This window comes from Archangium sp. (assembly GCF_057119385.1).
Map to the genome: position 1 here is coordinate 39,265 of NZ_DBNGVP010000207.1, position 16,885 is coordinate 56,149.

General features: G+C 69.9%; 14 protein-coding genes. 3 read left to right on the forward strand and 11 right to left on the reverse strand.

Annotated features, from left to right (window positions below; genetic code table 11):
- Window positions 1–161: 161 nt before the first annotated feature.
- Window positions 162–5,732, forward strand: coding sequence for a lamin tail domain-containing protein (locus tag AC16DP_RS47460; protein WP_329729065.1), 5,571 nt, complete (start codon window positions 162–164; stop codon window positions 5,730–5,732).
- Window positions 5,733–5,792: 60 nt separating this feature from the next.
- Here AC16DP_RS47460 and AC16DP_RS47465 read toward each other — a convergent pair whose 3' ends face one another.
- Window positions 5,793–6,416 carry a MiaE family protein gene (locus tag AC16DP_RS47465; RefSeq protein ID WP_329729066.1) on the reverse strand — a complete coding sequence of 208 codons (624 nt, stop codon included), beginning with the start codon at window positions 6,414–6,416 and terminating at the stop codon, window positions 5,793–5,795.
- 148 nt (window positions 6,417–6,564) lie between these two features.
- On the opposite strand from AC16DP_RS47465, the gene AC16DP_RS47470 reads away from it, so the two are divergent.
- Window positions 6,565–7,170, forward strand: coding sequence for a hypothetical protein (locus tag AC16DP_RS47470; RefSeq protein WP_329729067.1), 606 nt, complete (start codon window positions 6,565–6,567; stop codon window positions 7,168–7,170).
- On the opposite strand, the gene AC16DP_RS47475 is transcribed toward AC16DP_RS47470, so the two are convergent.
- Genes AC16DP_RS47475 through gluQRS form a run of 4 tightly spaced genes read right to left on the reverse strand, consistent with a single transcriptional unit; the run spans window position 7,147 to window position 9,887 of the window.
- The gene (locus AC16DP_RS47475) at window positions 7,147–7,464 is read right to left on the reverse strand and encodes a hypothetical protein (RefSeq protein WP_329729068.1); all 318 of its coding nucleotides are present in this window, start codon (window positions 7,462–7,464) and stop codon (window positions 7,147–7,149) included. The genes AC16DP_RS47470 and AC16DP_RS47475 overlap by 24 nt on opposite strands.
- A gap of 20 nt (window positions 7,465–7,484) precedes the next feature.
- Entirely contained in the window at window positions 7,485–8,321 is an 837-nt protein-coding gene (locus AC16DP_RS47480) for a GNAT family N-acetyltransferase (protein WP_329729069.1), read from the reverse strand.
- 46 nt (window positions 8,322–8,367) lie between these two features.
- The gene (locus tag AC16DP_RS47485; RefSeq protein WP_329729070.1) at window positions 8,368–8,931 is read right to left on the reverse strand and encodes an AgmX/PglI C-terminal domain-containing protein; all 564 of its coding nucleotides are present in this window, start codon (window positions 8,929–8,931) and stop codon (window positions 8,368–8,370) included.
- An 8-nt stretch (window positions 8,932–8,939) separates the two neighbouring features.
- Window positions 8,940–9,887, reverse strand: a complete 948-nt coding sequence (gluQRS, locus tag AC16DP_RS47490) for a tRNA glutamyl-Q(34) synthetase GluQRS (RefSeq protein ID WP_329729071.1) — start codon at window positions 9,885–9,887, stop codon at window positions 8,940–8,942.
- Between the two features lie 121 nt (window positions 9,888–10,008).
- Here gluQRS and AC16DP_RS47495 point away from each other — a divergent pair, with 121 nt between their 5' ends.
- The gene (locus AC16DP_RS47495; protein WP_329729072.1) at window positions 10,009–10,872 is read left to right on the forward strand and encodes a metallophosphoesterase family protein; all 864 of its coding nucleotides are present in this window, start codon (window positions 10,009–10,011) and stop codon (window positions 10,870–10,872) included.
- Window positions 10,873–10,888: 16 nt separating this feature from the next.
- Here the strand turns inward: AC16DP_RS47495 and AC16DP_RS47500 are convergent, their stop codons facing one another.
- The 6 genes from AC16DP_RS47500 to AC16DP_RS47525 all read right to left on the reverse strand — a co-directional run bounded on the left by AC16DP_RS47500 (window position 10,889) and on the right by AC16DP_RS47525 (window position 16,772).
- Window positions 10,889–13,444, reverse strand: coding sequence for a GAF domain-containing sensor histidine kinase (locus AC16DP_RS47500; protein ID WP_329729073.1), 2,556 nt, complete (start codon window positions 13,442–13,444; stop codon window positions 10,889–10,891).
- 46 nt (window positions 13,445–13,490) lie between these two features.
- Complete coding sequence (locus AC16DP_RS47505) at window positions 13,491–13,871, reverse strand: hypothetical protein (protein WP_329729074.1); 381 nt, start codon at window positions 13,869–13,871, stop codon at window positions 13,491–13,493.
- A gap of 126 nt (window positions 13,872–13,997) precedes the next feature.
- Window positions 13,998–15,194 carry an NAD(P)/FAD-dependent oxidoreductase gene (locus AC16DP_RS47510; protein WP_329729075.1) on the reverse strand — a complete coding sequence of 399 codons (1,197 nt, stop codon included), beginning with the start codon at window positions 15,192–15,194 and terminating at the stop codon, window positions 13,998–14,000.
- Between the two features lie 105 nt (window positions 15,195–15,299).
- Window positions 15,300–15,911: an IS630 family transposase gene (locus AC16DP_RS47515; protein WP_329729078.1), complete on the reverse strand. Its 612-nt coding sequence runs from the start codon at window positions 15,909–15,911 to the stop codon at window positions 15,300–15,302.
- Complete coding sequence (locus AC16DP_RS47520; RefSeq protein ID WP_414640718.1) at window positions 15,908–16,264, reverse strand: helix-turn-helix domain-containing protein; 357 nt, start codon at window positions 16,262–16,264, stop codon at window positions 15,908–15,910. The genes AC16DP_RS47515 and AC16DP_RS47520 overlap by 4 nt, the downstream gene beginning before the upstream one ends.
- A gap of 136 nt (window positions 16,265–16,400) precedes the next feature.
- A complete protein-coding gene (locus tag AC16DP_RS47525) occupies window positions 16,401–16,772 on the reverse strand; it encodes a hypothetical protein (RefSeq protein ID WP_329729076.1) in 372 nt (123 codons plus the stop codon).
- Window positions 16,773–16,885 lie beyond the last annotated feature (113 nt).

The window sequence follows — 16,885 nt, forward strand, 5'->3', positions numbered from 1 at the left end:
GGGTGGTGGGTCTTGGAGATGCGTCCCAGGTCGTAGCGCACAGGTCCCGTCACCTGGGCGCACCCGCTCCACATTGGGGGCAGGCCGAGGCGTCTGCTAAAAGACACTTCGTTCTCGCCGTGCCCCGTGCTGGCGGGTGCATTTCTTGATGGGAGAGGGTCATGACGCGCCTGGTCGCGTGGAGCGTGTTGCTGCTCGGTCTGTCGGTGGGATGTGGCGCGGGTTGTGACCCGGGGACGCCACCGATGCGCGAGATGCCGGATGCGGACCGCTCGGCGGTGGAGGCCAGCAAGACCCTGGCGATCAGCGCCAACGGCAAGGACATCGTCGAGCTCACGGTGACGGTGCGCAAGGAGGACGGGACGGCGCTGGAAGGCCGCACCGTGAAGGTGGCGGTCTCCGGTGAGGGCAACACGGTGCTGCAGCCCGAGGGCACCACGGACGCACAGGGCGTGGCCGTGGCCCGGGTGTCCTCCACCGTCGCCGGCCTCAAGACGGTGACGGCCTCGGTGGAGGCCGAGGGCGGCCCGGTGACGCTGACGTCCCGGCCCTCGCTCGAGTTCGTCGTGCCGCCGGCCTCCCGGCTGGCCTTCACCCAGGGGCCCTCGGGCGGTACGGCCGGCGCGGTGCTCGGCGTTGTCGAGGTCTCCATCCAGAACGCGGATGGCGAGACGATGACGGGCGCCACGAACACCGTGACGCTGGCGCTCGGCTCCGGCCCGGCGGTCGCGGCCCTGGAGGGCACCGTGTCGGTGGCGGCGGTGAATGGCGTGGCGCGCTTCTCCGAGCTGGTGCTGAAGAAGGCCGCGCCGAACTACACCCTGGTGGCGAGCGGCGCGGGACTGACGGGCACGACGAGCTCCTCCTTCGCCGTGGCGCCCGCCGCGCCCGCCTCGCTGGAACTGGCCCAGGTGGCGGCCTCCGTGACGGCGGGTGCCGCGCTCAGCCCCGAGGTGTCCGTGCTGGACGTCTTCGGCAACAGGGTGACGGGCTACACCGGCACCGTGCGTTTCTCCTCCACGGATGGCTCGGCCACGCTGCCGGCGGACTACGTCTTCACCGCGGCCGACGCGGGCCACCACGTCTTCACCGGTGCGCTCGTGCTGAAGCAGGCGGGCGCGCGGCGGTTGACGGTGCGGGACACGGGTAACGCGGCCCTCGCCTCCACCCGCGAGGTGGGCGTGGTGCCCGGCGCCGCCGCGAAGCTCGTCTTCACCGGGCAGCCCACGGACCGCTTCGTCCGCCAGACGTTCGGCGTGCAGGTGGCGCTGACGGACTCCTTCGGCAACCGGGTGGCCGCTCGCGCTCCATCGGTGACGCTCGGCCTCAACAAGACCACCGGGACGCTGGTGGGCCGCGCCCCCGTGACCCCGGTGGACGGTGTGGCCTCCTTCTCCGGCCTCTCCATCGCCGAGGATGACTCGGGCTACGTGCTGACGGCCTCGGGTTCCGGGCTGACTCCCGTTTCCAGCAATGCCTTCACCATCACCGACAACCTGGCGCCCTCCGCGCCGGAGCTCACCTTCACGGTCAACGGCCTCGACTCCATCACCGTCGGTTGGAAGGCCGTCGGCGATGACGGTCTGCTCGGCCAGGCGAGCAGCCACGAGCTCGTCTACTCCACGGACCCGGGTTTCGCCTCGGCCTCTTCGGTGGTCCTGGGCTCGCCCAAGCCGGCCGCCGCGCTGGAGTCGGCGACGCTCTCGGGCCTCCTTCCCGGCACCCCCTACTACGTGGCCCTGAAGGTGATGGACAACGCCGGCAACTCCGTGCGCGTCACGGGCTCGGCCTCCACTCCGGACCCCGAGGCCTCCCGGCTCGTCTTCCTCGAGCAGCCTCGCAACGGGACGGCCGGCGTGCCGCAGTTGGCTCCCGCCGTCCAGGTGGCCATCCAGGACGCGGCCGGGCGCATCGTGAGCGGCTCGAGCCTCGCCGTGACGCTCACCGTGAAGGGCGTCTCGGGCTTCGGTCCCTTCACCGTCAACGCCAGCGGAGGCGTGGCCACGTTCGACGGCACCCGGGCCGTGCGGATCGACAAGGCGGGGGAGAACTACTCCCTGGAGGCCACCGCGAGCACCGCCTCGGGCACCCCGCTCATCCCCGCCACCAGCAACTTCTTCAACATCTCCCATGCCTCGGCCGCGCGCCTGGTGCTGTCCGGCTCGAGCCCCGTCGTCTCCGGCTCCGAGCACAGCGCCACGGTGAAGGTGCTGGACTCCTTCGACAATGTCGCGGAGGGCTATTCCGGCACGGTGACGCTCGCCTCGGGTGACGCCGGCGCCTCGCTGCCAGCGGGCCACGCCTTCACCGCCACCGACAAGGGGCAGTACACCTTCCCTGGCGTCATCCTGCGCACCCCGGGCAAGCAGACGCTCACCGCGTCCTCCAGCGACGGGCTGCCGGGCAACACGCTGGAGGTGGAGGTGACTCCGCCTCCTCCGGACACGCTGGTGCTCACGGGGCCGCCGGGCCCGGTGAAGGCGGGCGACTCGTTCATGCTGAAGGTCGAGGTGTTCGACGGCTTCGGCAGGCCCAAGACCGGTTACACCGGCACGGTGCGTTTCACCTCCTCGGACAGCAGGGCCGAGCTGCCGCCGGAGTACACCTTCACGCCCGCCGACCTGGGCACGAAGGAGTTCCCCGTCAAGCTGTTCACGGCGCGCGCGCTCGCTCACTCCGTGACGGTCGAGGACAAGGCCACCCCGTCGCTCACCGCCACGGCCAGTGTCCAGGTGACGTGGGCCGAGCTGGCGCGCTTCCTGATGGACGCTCCGGCCTCCGCGAAGGCGGGCGACCCGGTCACCGTGAAGGTCACCGCGCTCGATGCCTACGACAACACCGTGGAGGACTACCTCGGGACGGTGGGCTTCTCCTCGGCTCCGACGGGCGCCGAGCTGCCGGCGGACTACACCTTCGCCCCGGCGGACAAGGGCAGCGCCTTCTTCTCCTTCACGCCGAAGAAGGCCGTCTCCACCACGTTCACCGTGACGGACGCGGCCCTGGGCAAGAGCGGCTCCGACACGGTGGACGTCACCCCCGCCTCCGCGATGCAGCTCGTCATGGCAGTGACGCCCTCGGGGCCTGTTGTCGCGGGCACCGCGCTCACCGTCGACGTGACGGCGATGGACGGCTTCGGAAACGTGGCCACCGGCTACACGGGCACGGTCCACTTCGCATCGAGCGACGCGAAGGCGGCCCTCCCCGGCGATACCGCGTTCGTCCCCGGGGATTCCGGCCACAGGTCCTTCTCCGTGACGCTGAAGACGGCCCGGGTGGATGCCCAGACGCTCACCGTGAAGGACGTGGCCAGCGCCTCCCTGGCGGCGGAGACCTCCATCCGGGTCGACGCCGGCCCGGCCGAGAAGCTCGCCTTCCGCGACCCGCCTGGCAGCTCCACCCGGGTACGTGAGTCCCTGGGCACCGTGAGCGTGGTCGTCACGGACGGGTTCGGCAACGTCGTCGACGTCTCGGAGCCGGAGATCTCCCTGCGCCTGACCGGCGGCAATCCCGCGGCCGTGCTCGGTGGCATGGTGCCGGCCAGCCCCTCGGGAGGCATCGTCACCTTCGGCTCCCTCTCCGTGGACCAGCAGGGCTCGGGCTTCCAGCTCGAGGCCTCGGGTGGCTCGTATGCTCCCGTCTCCAGTGCGGCCTTCTCCATCGTGGACGACGTCGCGCCGAGCGCTCCGGTGCTCGCCGAGGTGAGCAAGACGAGCGTCCGGGTGGAGCTGCAGTGGAACCTCGTGGGCGATGACGCCATGGCCGGCTCCGCCTCCAGCTACGAGCTGCGTTACGCGACGAGCACCATCGACGACTCGACGTTCGGCTCCGCCTCCACCACGGGGGTGGTGGTGAGCCCGCTGGGCTCGGGCTCCGGGATGTCGGGCGTCATCACCGGGTTGAGCCCCAACACCTCGTACCAGTTCGCGCTGAGGGTGAAGGACGACGTGGGCAACGCGAGCGTGCTCTCCGTGCTGAGCGTGACGACCCGCGTGGACCCGTGCGCCGGGTACACCTGCACGGCGGCCTCGCCCACCTGTGCTCCGGATGGGGTCTCACGCATCACCTACTCGTCGACCTGCGTGGACGTGGACAACACCCCCACGTGCCAGGACTCGCAGACGACCACCGCCTGCCCGGGCACCGACGCCGTCTGCTTCAAGAGCGCCTGTGACACGGCGGCGAAGCCGGGCGCCAGCGCGCTCCGCGTCTCCGAGGTGATGCACTCCGCCTCGGTCGGCACTACGGAGTACGTCGAGCTGACCAACACCACCTCCTCCCTGCTCAACCTCAACGGGCTCGCGGTCACCTTCAAGAACGGTGGCGGCACCACCCTGGGCTCCTTCACGGTGGGCTCCGGGAGCGTGCCGGCCGTCATCGACCGCAAGGGCACCTTCGTCCTGGCGCAGAACCAGGACACGGCCACCAATGGTGGCGTCTCCGCGGACTTCGCCTATGGCTCCGGCATCGACCTGGACAAGGAGGGACGGATCCAGCTCGTCAGCGGCGCCACCTCGGTGGAGGACTTCACGTACACCCTGAGCTTCCCGCAGACGACGGGCCGCGCGATGAATCTCTCGTCGCTCGTGGTGGGCACCCCGGCCAGCGCGCAACCCTGGTACTGGTGTGACTCCGAGCTGACGGCGCTGCTCTCGGGCGGCGACTACGGTACGCCCAACGCCGCCAACTCCTCGTGCGGCATCGCGCCCGCGGCTCCCGTGGACTATTGCGCCATCCAGTACCCGAAGACGTTCCCGTCCGGGGATGGTGTCTACCCGGCCACCGTGACTCCCGGTTCCTCGTGGACGATCTTCAGCCAGTTCCAAGAGCCCGGCGTCACCGACCGGAACACGAAGGGCAACGATGGCTACCCGCATGTCTCCGCCGAGCTGGGCTACGGCACGGATGCCAGCAACCCGGCGGGCTGGACGTGGACGGCGGCGAGCCCCAATGCCGGCTACTCCAGCACGTCCAGCAACAACGATGAGGTGCAGGGGACCCTGAGCATTCCCACGGCGGGCACGTACAAGTACGGCTTCCGCTACCGGCTCCTGGATCCGGCCACGGGCACCTATTCGCCCTATACGTACTGCGACCAGAGCGGGGCCGTGACGCCTCCGGCTGGCACCTACGGCACCGTGACGGTCGCCACGCCGCCGCCTCCCGTCTTGACCAATCACGTGGTCATCAGCGAGCTGGCTCATACGGGGCCGAATGGGAACGGTGACGAGTTCATCGAGCTCCACAACCCGACCAACGCGGACGTGTCCCTGTCCAACTGGACGCTCCAGTACAAGGCGGCGACCAGTGGTTCGTACGCGACGAGCTACACCTTCTCGATCGGCGCGAAGCTCTCCGCCCGCGGCTATTACCTGCTGGAGTTGTCCGGCGGCACCTACTCCGGTTCCACCCTCTCCAATGGGTTCTATACCCAGGCGATGGCCCAGGCTGGCGGCCATGTGCGCCTCGTCCAGGCGGATGGCGTGACGGTTGTGGACACGGTGGGTTACGGCTCGGCGAACGCCCCCGAGGGCAGCGCCATCACGGGCACCCTGGCCACCAGTGGCAGCTACGAGCGCAAGGCGGTCTCCACCTCGACCGCGGCGACCATGGCCGTGGGGGGCAGCGACGCCACTCGTGGCAACGGGTACGACAGCGACAACAACGCGAATGACTTCGTGTTGCGCACGACGCGTCAGCCGCAGAACTCCGCGAGCGCCACGGAGATCCAGTAGCCCGCCGTCCCACGGACGCTTCTCAAGGCCGTCCCAAGTACACCGGGGCGGCCTCTTGCTTCAGTGGATGGCGGCGCGCAGGCCGATGCGCTCGAGCACCTCGGCCTCCAGGACGAGCAGCTCGTCCAGCCGCGTGCGCACCGTGGCCTCGTCGCCCGCCGCCGCGGTGACGGCCAGCCGGAAGAAGAGGGACTGGTGCCCATCCTCGGACTGCGCCAGCTCACCGTAGAAGCGGCGCAGCATGGGGTCCTCGAGTCCCTCGGCCAGCAGGGAGAGACGCTCGCACGAGCGGGCCTCGATGACGGCGGCCACCAGCAGCCGGTCCACCCGGCGCCCGTCCGCGGAGGTGCGGACGAACTTCTGCAGCCCCTGGGCGTACGGGTCACCGGCGTCGCGCCCCAGCGTCAGACCCCGGGCCGCCATCAGGTCCAGCACGCGGGCCAGGTGGGCGCTCTCCTCGCGCGCCAGCCGTGCCATCTGCGCCGGCAGGCCGGGCAGGTCCGGGTACACCTGCAGCAGCGAGAGGGCGTTGGCCGCCGCCTTCTTCTCGCAGTGGGCATGGTCCACGAGCACCTCGTCGAAGCGCTCGAGTGCCAGCGGCAGCCAGCGGGGATCCGAGGCGACTCGGAGGATGACGGGGCCCTCTCCGGACAGGGGACGGCGCTCAGGGGTGGGACGGGACATGGTGCACTCCGGCGAGGGCGCGGAGTGTAACCGCCCCGCTCGCGGACGCTACTGCTGCCGTCATGGGGCGCCGGGTTTGTGAGCCTGGCTTCCCGCCTTCCGGGCGAGCCATGGTGTGGAGGATGATTCCCGGGGAGGTCACCTCGATATGCGCTTTCGCTGGTTGATGGTCGTGCTCGCCATGGGCGCGATGTCCGCTGAGGCTTCGCCCAGGGTGCTGGCTCCTGCGGTTCTCACCCAGCAATTGGTCCTGGCGCAGGCCGCTGGGGTTCCCGCGCAGCTCTCCCAGCTCGTGCTCCAGATGCCGGACACGCTTCGGGTCCGGGTCCTGGCGGCACTCGCACGAGGGGACATCGCAGGTGCCATCGCCCTGTGGGAACTGGAGATGGGACGCCAGGCACCCCTGTGGCTGCGAGCGCTCCAAAACGCATTCAGCACGGGCAATCAACGGGCGGGCCCCTGCATCGAGGTGGCGAAGGCCATCTTCGAAGGCTTCAAACGCCTCGGTGCGGAGCCCTCCTTCGTCCGGTTCACTGCTCAGGGCTCCCGGTTCCTGGGATTCGAAATGCGCGCGGGCAAACCGGGCAGCACCATTCAAGTCAGTGAGCGATGGATGCATGTCGTCGTGCGGGTGAAGGATCGGCTCTACGATGCGTTCACCGGCCCGGCCGGGCTTCCAGTGGATGAATACATGAAGCGGTTGGTGACGGAGCCTGGAGCGAGCATCACGTCACAGACCGTGAGCAGCCTGTGACGCCACGAAGCGATCCACGAGTCCGATGATCTCCGTGAGCGTGCGCTCCAGGTCGCCTCCGCACGCTTCGAGCAGGTGCTTCCCCCACCACATCGACGAGGCCCGCCATTCCGGGTGCTGCGCGTACAGCCAGGCCTCGAAGCGTTCATGCTGGCCCGGCTGTTGCGTGTCCCGCAGGGCCGCCTCATAACCGTGAATGAACAGCAACAGGTGTTCGAGCGAGAAGTGGGGGGCGAACATCCGGGGGCGTTCGCAGATGCTCCGGATGCGCGCGAAGAGGTCGTCCTGCTTCATCACACCCCTCGGGACCGGCACTACTCCGCCAGCACCAGGCGCTGGGTGCGGCCGGCCAGGTAGCCCACCTTGCGAGCGATCCGCGCCAGCGACTCGTCCTTCTCCTCCACCCGGAGGGTGAGCCTCGGCAACGACGACAGCAGGAAGCGGGAGATCTGCCCCAGGCACAGCGTGGCGTGGCCCTTCCCCCGCTGCGAGGGCACCGTGTACAGGTTCTCCAGCTCCGCCCCGAACTGCGAGCGGCTGCCGATGTCCACCTTGAACACCATCTCCCCGTTCTCTTCCAGCACGTAGGTGCGCCGGGCCCTCACGCGCTGCGCCACCCGCGCCTCGAAGTGGGGATCCTCCGCCAGCGCGTCCCGGCCGTAGATCTCCTGCACCGCCCCGAGCGCCAACGGCAGCAGGCGCGGCACATCCTCCTCGCGCGCCAGCCGCAGCAGCGGGTTGGTGAACGGCCCCATGTCATCCGCCGACACCGCGAAGAGCCGGTAGTTCTTCGACAGCCGCGGCTTGCCCGGACACAGGCTGCGCACCAGCGCGTCCACCGCCGGCTTCTCGCCCACCGAGGCCTTCAGCCTCACGCGCTCGGCCAGCGCGTCCGCGATCACTCCCGTGGACGCGCTGTCGCTCGCCGAGGGCACCACCAGTCCGCCCCCGCCTCCCACGAAGAGCGCCGCCGTGAGCGTCTTCCCATCGAAGCGTCCCCAGTACGAGAAGCTGCTGCGCCCGTCCGCCGGTGCGATGCCGAACTCCTGCAGCAACCCCAACAGGTAGAGGTTCTGCGCCGGATCCTTGGCGAGCAGCGCCCGCAGCGCATCGGCGTCCGAAGGGGCGAGTTGTTGGACCGTGATGGGCATGGGGGAGACGGACCGTCCTACTACACCATACGTCCCGCCAGGGTTTTCAAGGGGCTCCGCGCTTTCCGGGCCGGAAGTGGAACGGATGTGTCAGCGTCAGCGGCGCTTTCCCAGGTGGAGCGGAAAATTGTGCGTCGGCGAAAGCATCGACCAGGCAGGCGAGCACGAAGGGGTCCAGCACGGTGCTCTCCACCACCTCGCTGTCCTGGAAGTGGCCGCGCTCCCCCCGCGCCTCCAGGGTGAAGCGCAGCCTCACTGTTTGTGGACCCGGGTGGCGCACCGAGGCGTCCTCGAGGCACGAGCGCACCAGCGGCTGCACGGACCGGAGCGCCACGCGGACCTCCTCCTCGCTCCACGTGCCCGGCGGGAGCTCGAGCCTCGGCTCCTCTTCCGGGGGGGGCGTGGGGGGCGGTGGGGCCACGGGAGGCGTCCGCTCCACGGGCACCTCGGGAGCGGGGGCAGGGGAGGGCGGCCCGGGCGGAGGCGAGGCGGGGACGTCCACGGCCACGGCCCTGGTGGGCGCGGACGTGTCCCGCGTGAGCCAGAGCGCCAGCACGCTCAGGGCCACGAAGGGGATGACCACCCAGAGGAAGACGGCTCTGCCCCGCATGTGCACCTTCAACCCCCGAGCCCCAGTGCCTCCTTCAACAGCGCCTCCCGGGCCACGACGGGGGAGCGGGGGAGCAGCTCGGGCCGGAAGCGCCGCACCAGCTCCCGCAGCGTCACCGGCGTGCCGTCCCCCAGCCCGCTCCACGCCGCGAGCAGCCCGAGCACCCGCTCCACGGAGATGCCCCGCTCGCGCAGCTCGGCCACCGCGAAGGCGCCCTCCCGCTTGGCCAGCCGCTTGCCGTCCTCGCCGAGCACCAGGGGCACGTGCCAGAAGCGCGGAGGCGTCAGGCCCAGTGCCTCGTGGATTTGAAGCTGCCTCGGGGTGGACGTCAGCAGGTCATCCCCCCGGAGCACGCCGGTGATGTGGCTGGCCGCGTCGTCCACCACCACGGCGAGCTGGTAGCTGGCCACCCCGTCGTTGCGGCGCACCACGAAGTCGCCCACCAGCGTGGCCACGTCCTGGCAGGTGCGGCCATGCAGCCCGTCCTCGAAGCACCACTCGCCGGGGGCCGCCCGGAAGCGCAGGGCCGGCACACGCGTCCGGGCCCGCTCGGCCACGGCCTCGGGGGTCAGGGCGGCGCACGTGCCCGGGTAGCGCGGCCCCTCGTCGCTCAGGCCATGGGGGGCGCTCGCGGCGCGGGCGATCTCCGCGCGCGTGCAGAAGCACGGGTAGACGCGGCCCGCGCGCTCCAGCTTCTCCAGGGCCTCCCGGTACACGTCATCGCGCTGGCTCTGCACCAGGGGCGTCTCGTCCCAATCCAGGCCCAGCCACTCCAGGTCCCGGTACAGGTCGTCGAGGAACTGCGGCTTGCAGCGCGCGCGGTCGAGGTCCTCGATGCGCAGCAGGAACTGGCCACCGGCCGCGCGGGCCTGGAGCCAGCCGAGCAGCGCGCTGCGGGCATTGCCGAGGTGGATGCGGCCGGTGGGGCTGGGGGCGAAGCGTCCGCGGAAGCTCATGGAAGTCCCTGGCAGACTAACGCGCCCGGGGAGGGCTGGCTGCTTCCTCCTTGGCCCCCGCACCGGACATGCGCAGCTTTCCGTGGCCATGGACGCCACGGAAGGTTAACTGGGGACCGGGATGCGCTTCCTCCATTGTTCCGATGTCCACATCACCGCCGACTACTTCTCCCTGCCCTTCTTGAGGCTCGGCTGGAGGCGGTGGGCCGCCCTGGCCGAGCTGTCCGTGGGGGGGCGCAAGAAGGCCTACGCGCGGGCTCCCGAGACGCTCGCCGCCATCGCCAGCGACGCGGAGCAACAGGGGGTGGACCACTTCATCCTCTCCGGGGACGTCACCGCGTATGCGCTGGAGCCCGAGTTCCAGCTGGCGCGCGAGTCGCTCGGCACGCTGGCCGAGGATCCGGGCCGCTGCACCGTCATCCCCGGCAACCACGACGTCTTCACCCCGGGCAGTCACCGCAAGGGCCGCTTCGCGCGGTACTTCGGCCACCTGCTGGAGAGTGACCTGCCCGAGTACCGCCGCGAGGGAGCCTTCCCCTTCGTGCGGCTGGTGGGCCAGGAGGCCGCGGTGGTGGGCCTGCTGTCGGCGCGGGTGCCCTCCCTGCCGGGCATCGCCCATGGCCACATCGGCCCGGCGCAACTGGAGGGGCTCGCGGCGCTGGTGAAGGATCCGCGGCTCGACGGCCGCGCCGTGCTGGTGGCGGTGCACCACGCTCCGCTCACCCACCATGGCCGGGCGGACAGCTACTTCCACGGGCTGCGGGACGCGGAGGCGCTCTTCCGGCTGATTCCGGGCCCCCGCTTCGCGGTGCTCCACGGCCACATCCACAAGCGCTACCACCACCCGTCCACCGCCGAGCGCCCGCACATCTTCAGCGCGGGCTCCTCCACACAGGCGGGCCGAGAGGGCTACTGGGTCATCGAGGTGAAGGACGGCCAGGTGGTGGGGGGACAGAAGCACGTGCCCGGTGGGGCGCTGAACTGAGCGCCCACGGGGCCGTCTACTTCGCCGGAGTGCCCTGGCTCTTCTCCACGGCGTGGCGGGGAAGCCGCACGGTGAAGGTGGTGCCCTCGGCCTCGGTGGAGCGCACCTCCACGGTGCCGCCATGCGCGGTGATGATCTGCTGGACGATGAAGAGGCCCAGGCCCAGCCCCGAGGAGCCGGTGTGCTCCACGGCTCGCTGGAAGGGCTCGAACACGGACGAGAGCCCCTCCACCGGAATGGGCGGGCCCTCGTTGTGCACCTCCAGGCGCACGGTGTCCCCCTCGTCCCGGAGCACGAAGTCCACCAGGGAGCCCTCGGGGCTGTACTCGAGCGCGTTCTTGCCCAGGTTGCCGAACGCCTGCGCGAGCCGGTCCGGGTCCCACGCCCCCTGGAAGCGGCCCACCGCGGTCAGCTTCAGCTTGCGCTCGGGGTGGCCGGCCTCCAGCTCCTCCACCACGTTCTGGCAGATGTGACGGAGGTTGGCGGGCCGGGGGTGGATGGGGATGCCTCCGCCCAGCCTCCCCCGCGTGAAGTCGAGCAGATCCGAGATCATCCGCCCCATCCGCTCCGCGCTGGTGGTGATGCGGCGCACGGCCTTCAGTTGATGTTTCTCCACCCCCTCGGAGTGCAGCAGCGTGCTGGCGGACAGGCGGATGGCGTTGAGCGGGTTGCGCAGATCATGGGAGACGATGCCCAGGAACAGCTCGCGGAACTCCGCCGTGCGGCGCAGCTCCTCCTCGGCCCGCTTGCGGTCGGTGATCTCCACCACCACGCCGCCCAGGCCCAGCGGGGGGCCCTTCACGTCCTGCACCCGGTAGTAGCTCACCAGCCAGTGGCGCTGGACGCCCGGGTGGGCGGGCGTCTCTCCCGTCACCTCCAGGTCCACCACGGGCTGTCCCGTCTCCAGCACGCGGTGGAAGAGCGCCTCCAGGGTGGAGGCGAGCCCGGGCAGGACCTCGCGCACGGTGCGTCCGAGGTGGTCCGCCACGGAGCGCCCATTCATCTCCGCCAGGCGCTCGTTGATGCGCACATAGCGCAGCTCCGTGTCCAGGAAGGCGAGCCCCACCGGCGCCGTGTCCATGATGAGGTTGAGCCGGGTCAGGTGGAGATGGGCCTCGGCCCGCGCACGCTGCTCGGCATCGTAGAGGCGGCTGCGCTCCAGGGCCTGGGCGCACTGTCCCGCCAGCACGCGCATGAAGGCCACCTCCTCCGCGGAGAAGGTGCGCCGCTCGCGGAACGTCAGGCCCATGGCCCCGAGCACCTGGCCATCGGCCAACAGCGGCAGGGTGGCGAAGGCGCCATGGCCCTCCTCGCGCGCGAGCACCTCCCACTGCGGGTAGTCCGCCAGGAAGTGCTCCACCGTTTCGTAGAGGACGGGCGCACGCGTGGACACCACCTGGCGGAACATCACCGGTGCGTCCGCCGGGAATCGCGTCCAGTCCCGCACCACCTCGTCGCGGTGGCCCTGGGCCTCCAGCATCTCGAACCACTGGCCGTCCTCCGAGAGCAGGCCGATGGAGCCACCCATGGCCCCCAGCGCCCGCACCGCCTTGTCCACCACCACGCGCGCCACGTCCGTCGTGGTGAGTGCCTGGGACAGGGCGGCCGTCACCGCCTGGAGGCGCACGGCGCGCTCCTCCTGCGCCCGCACGCGCGCCAGCGCCTCCCGCTCGCGCGCCACCAGCTGCGCCTGGACGATGAGGCTGGCGGCCCGGCCCACCATCACCCGGAAGAGCAGCTTGTCCTCGTTGGAGAACTCGTGGGTGGTGCGGCTGCCCATGTGCGCCACGCCGATGACCCGCTCTCCATCCAGCAGGGGCACGCCGTAGAGGGCCTGGATGCCGCGGGTCGAGGCCGAGCGCAGCTCCTTCGGGCGCCGCTCGGCGGCGATGGTTCCGGCGAAGCCCTCGCCCACCTTCAGGCTGAAGCCCGTGGACTCCTCCTCGCCCAGCCCCACCGAGGCGCCCACCCGCAGCGTGTCCCCGTCGCGCAGCAGCAGCGCGAGCGCGTCCACCGACTCGGTGCTCTCCAGGATGACCCGCAGCAGCCGGGGCAGGAACGTGTCCAGGTCCTCCGTGCCCAGCGCCGCCTCGGAGAGACGATCCAACGCCACCAGCGTCCGCTCGCGGGCCCGCGCATAACGCGCCACGGCGGTGACGACGGCCGTGTCGCACGTCTGGTTGAAGTACAACATCTCCCGCACCACCACCCCGGCGTTCCGCTCGCCCACGTGCTCGCTGTAGAGCTTCAGGATGCACGCGCGCAGCAGGGCGTACTCGCTCGCTACCTGCTCCAGGTCCAACCCGGCATCCAGCCGCTCGAGCGCATGCATCTCGGGGAACTCCTCGAGGGTGCGGTGCTCGCCCGTGTGGACCGTTTCCACCACGTTGGCGATGCGGTCGAGCAGGTCCGGCAGGTGGTCCAGGAGCTGCGGCCGGGAGAGGCCCTGGATGCCCGGCAGCAGACCGGCTTGTCCCGCCCACGACTCGAGCACCCGGGCGCGGTGTCTCCGGATGAAGTCACACAGCCGGAGGGGGGCCTCGGGGCTGGTGGATGTGTCGCTCCCCGCCATGGCGTCAAGATAGGGACGTCCACCCGGGCGGGAGTGGTACCGGCGATCAGGCCTGGAGGCGCGGGGCCGAGTAGCGGCGCACGAAGTGGATCCACCGGCGCTCGTCCACCTCCACCTGCCACTCGCTGTTGGGCGTCAGCGGCAGACGCTGCTTGAGGAAGGCCTCCAGGTGGTCCGCCGCCTTCACGGGCGTGAGGCCCGGCGCGCGGAAGGCCACGCGCAGGAAGACCTCGAGCGAGGGCGCGACCTCCAGCACCGTGTAGATGCGCAGCGAGCCCACGCGCCGCTGGTAGCGCACGTCCTGCGGGACGGTGGCGGCTGCCTGCTCGGCGGGTGGAAGCGTCATCCAGTTGGACGGCTCGAGGGCGAACTCGAGCAACTCGGTGCTCGCCTCTTCCAGCGTTGCGTGCTCGTGGATGGAAAGCATGCCCACCTCCCTGTTGGCCGTCCGCCGCAAGAATGTGCCCACGTGCCAAGGGCGTGCAAGGGGGCGCGACCCCCTTCGCGGTGCGTCATTCCGAGACGTCATCCATGTGTCAGAGGTGTGTGCTACTCAGCCCCCGCGTGCCACTTCCGCCACGAAGCGCCAGGAGATGTGCGTGGCCTCGCCGGCCAGGATGTCACTGAGCTCGGCGCGCACGGACGTGCTGCGGTTGGCCGTGCGGAAGACGCGGTCCAGCAGCCAGGGCCGCTCGAAGGCCCACATCAACCGGCGGTTGAGGTGGAAGGCGGTGCGGAAGCGCGTCTCCCAGCGCCGCGCGTAGCCGCTCAGTCCCCGCGCGGAGAAGTCTCCCGCCGCGGCGGCCTCGGCCACCGCCTCGGCGGCGAAGGCGCCCGACTCCAGGGCGAACTCGATGCCCTCGCCGGTGAGCGGGTTGACGAAGCCTGCCGCGTCTCCCAGCAGCAGTGCCCGGTCGAACCCGGTGTGCCGGGAGAAGGAGCCGTAGGGCAGGTGGTGGCCCTTCACCTTGCCCACGCGCCGGGCGCCGGCCAGCTCCGCGGCCACGCGGGGGAGCGCGCAGAACTTCTCCAGCAGCGCGGGCAGCTTCACCTCGGAGGCGTCGAGCTGGTCCGCCCGCATGCCCAGGCCCACGTTGGCCCGGCCGTCCGGCAGCGGGAAGATCCACCCGTAGGCGGGCAGCAGCTCCTTCTCCCAGAAGAAGGCGAAGCTGCGCGGGTGGGAGAGGCGGACGTTCTCGTAGTAGGCGCGGACCGCGAAGGCGCCCTCGTCGCGGGGGAAGTCGGGAGCCCCGAGCGCGCGCCGCACCACGGACGGGGAGCCATCGCACCCGAGCACCAGGTCCGCGCGCAGCGGCTCGCCGTCCCGGCAGCGCAGGAGGACGCCGCGCTCGTCCCGTTCGATTCCGTCCACGAGCACGCCCTCGCGCAGCTCGGCGCCGGCCTGGACGGCGCGCCGGACGAGCCGCTCATCGAGCACCTGGCGGGCGATGACGCTGGCCTTGCCGCCGAAGAGGCGCGAGGGGATGGTCTCCTCGAGGACGACGCCGCCGGGGGAGAGGGCATAGACGGAGTCCACGGGGGCGGCGTCGGTGCTGGTGGGCAGCTCGCCGAGGCCCAGGCGCTCGAGCATCCAGAGGGTGCGGGGCGTGCACCCATCTCCGCAGATCTTGTCGCGGGGGAAGCGGTTGCGCTCGAGCAGCGTCACCCGGGCACCCTGCTGGGCGAGGAACGTGGCCGCGGAGGAGCCGGCCGGCCCCGCGCCGACGATGGCGACGTGGAGGGATGTCATCGCGCGCGTTGTAGCGCCTGGGTCCCGGCCCCGCCAGCTTGTTCCTCTGATAGCGCTTCCCGATTGCGTTGAGCCTGCGTTTGTGGCTTGAAGTGACTGATTGTCTCAGTCGTGCTCATTTGGGTTGAGCCTGTATCCGCAATGATGGAACCAACCCGCCGCATCCTCCGGGGTTATTGATTTCATTGCTTCTGCGACCGCGTGTTCGAGTTCCTCGCGAGTACATGCACCGGCATGCTTGAGCAGGTTCTTGAACTTGCTCCAACATAGCTCTATCGGATTGAGTTCCGGAGAATACGGGGGCAAGAAGAGAACAAAGGCACCTGCCGCCCTGACGCGTCGTAGGACGGACGCCGACTTGTGTGCGCCCAAGTTGTCCAGCACGACGACGTCCCCTTCCTTCAATTCGGGCACCAGGCAGTGCTCCAAGAAGGCGTCGAAGACCTCCGTCGTGGTGGCACCTTCGATGGTCATCAGAGCTCTCAGCCCTCGGCAGTCCAGGGCGCCCAACAGCGTGAGGGCACAGCCTCGATTGCGTGGGACGCTGGCAGGTGCTCGCTCTCCCTGCGGCGCACGAGCATACTCCCGGGTCATACCGATGTGACTGCCCGACTCGTCGAGGAAGATGAGCCGGTGAGGGTCGATGAGGTGCACCAGCAGCAGGAAGAGCGCGCGTAGGAGTTGGACCCTCCGTGCCTTCTGTTCGGTGGCGGTCAGGGACTTTTTTTTCGCGTCAGCGCCAACCGCTGAAGCGTGCGCCCCATGGAAGAGCGACTCACGGCGATCCCTGTGCGCGTCCTGTACTCCGCCGCAATCTCCGCGACCGTCAGGTCAGCATGCTCCTGCACGATCTGGGACACCACTGTCAGGCCCTTGTCCACAACCCGAGGGGGACGACCACCGCCGTGCGGCACTGGACCTGCGGAGCCTGTCCGGTGCTGAAGGCGGCGCCAGCGCTTGACGGTGGCTACCGCAAGACCGAACTGCTCAGCCACTTCTTCGATCGTGCACCCGCGGTCGCAGGCCGCAAGCACACGCTCGCGCAAGTCAGTGGAATAGGGCCGGGGCATGTCCACCTCCAGCCACTTCAGAAATCAGGCGCGCAGGCTCAACGCAATCGGGATGATTCCCAAAGCCCCCGCAGTGTTGAAATATGAAATGGGCTCAACGCAATCGGGAAGCGCTATGAGTGGGCGAGTTGCCGCGCTACCCTCTCGCCTTGCGCTTGAGGCTCCGCACCAGCGCATCCCAACGCGGACCGGCCGTGGTGTGATCGATATTGTAGAAGGCGAGATAATCGCGAACCAACGCCTTCCTGCCGCATGCGAGAGAAAGGAAGGCGAGCATCACCGCTGTCGGTCCCACGAGGGGGAACCACCCAGGAAAGAGGCGGCAGATCGTCATCTGCTGCCTCAGTTGCTCAACCTCATCGAGTTTGGCGTTGAGGACCCGGCGGAAGATCTGCTGGTCTTCATCCAGAACCTGGGGCGTGAGGATGTCGAGCAGTACGAGTCCGTCACCCCAGCGCGTCGCGAACGCGACGAAGTCCGCCAGTGCCTCCTCTGTGTTACCGAGCACGCTGGATGAGGGAAAAGCGGGCCAGAATGAGCGAGCTGGGTGATGGGCAGGCTCCCCGTGAGCAGGGGTATCCCATCACCGAGACTGGAAAGGTGAGGCACGTTGGCTGATGG

Excerpts from the sequence above, each read along its gene's own strand:
- AC16DP_RS47465 (WP_329729066.1), bottom strand. The coding sequence starts at position 6,416 with ATGTCCCGTCCCACCCCTGAGCGCCGTCCCCTGTCCGGAGAGGGCCCC.
- AC16DP_RS47510 (WP_329729075.1), bottom strand. The coding sequence starts at position 15,194 with ATGACATCCCTCCACGTCGCCATCGTCGGCGCGGGGCCGGCCGGCTCC.
- AC16DP_RS47470 (WP_329729067.1), top strand. The coding sequence starts at position 6,565 with ATGCGCTTTCGCTGGTTGATGGTCGTGCTCGCCATGGGCGCGATGTCC.
- AC16DP_RS47505 (WP_329729074.1), bottom strand. The coding sequence starts at position 13,871 with ATGCTTTCCATCCACGAGCACGCAACGCTGGAAGAGGCGAGCACCGAG.
- AC16DP_RS47460 (WP_329729065.1), top strand. The coding sequence starts at position 162 with ATGACGCGCCTGGTCGCGTGGAGCGTGTTGCTGCTCGGTCTGTCGGTG.
- AC16DP_RS47495 (WP_329729072.1), top strand. The coding sequence starts at position 10,009 with ATGCGCTTCCTCCATTGTTCCGATGTCCACATCACCGCCGACTACTTC.
- AC16DP_RS47485 (WP_329729070.1), bottom strand. The coding sequence starts at position 8,931 with ATGCGGGGCAGAGCCGTCTTCCTCTGGGTGGTCATCCCCTTCGTGGCC.
- AC16DP_RS47475 (WP_329729068.1), bottom strand. The coding sequence starts at position 7,464 with ATGAAGCAGGACGACCTCTTCGCGCGCATCCGGAGCATCTGCGAACGC.
- AC16DP_RS47480 (WP_329729069.1), bottom strand. The coding sequence starts at position 8,321 with ATGCCCATCACGGTCCAACAACTCGCCCCTTCGGACGCCGATGCGCTG.
- gluQRS (WP_329729071.1), bottom strand. The coding sequence starts at position 9,887 with ATGAGCTTCCGCGGACGCTTCGCCCCCAGCCCCACCGGCCGCATCCAC.
- AC16DP_RS47500 (WP_329729073.1), bottom strand. The coding sequence starts at position 13,444 with ATGGCGGGGAGCGACACATCCACCAGCCCCGAGGCCCCCCTCCGGCTG.
- AC16DP_RS47520 (WP_414640718.1), bottom strand. The coding sequence starts at position 16,264 with ATGCCCCGGCCCTATTCCACTGACTTGCGCGAGCGTGTGCTTGCGGCC.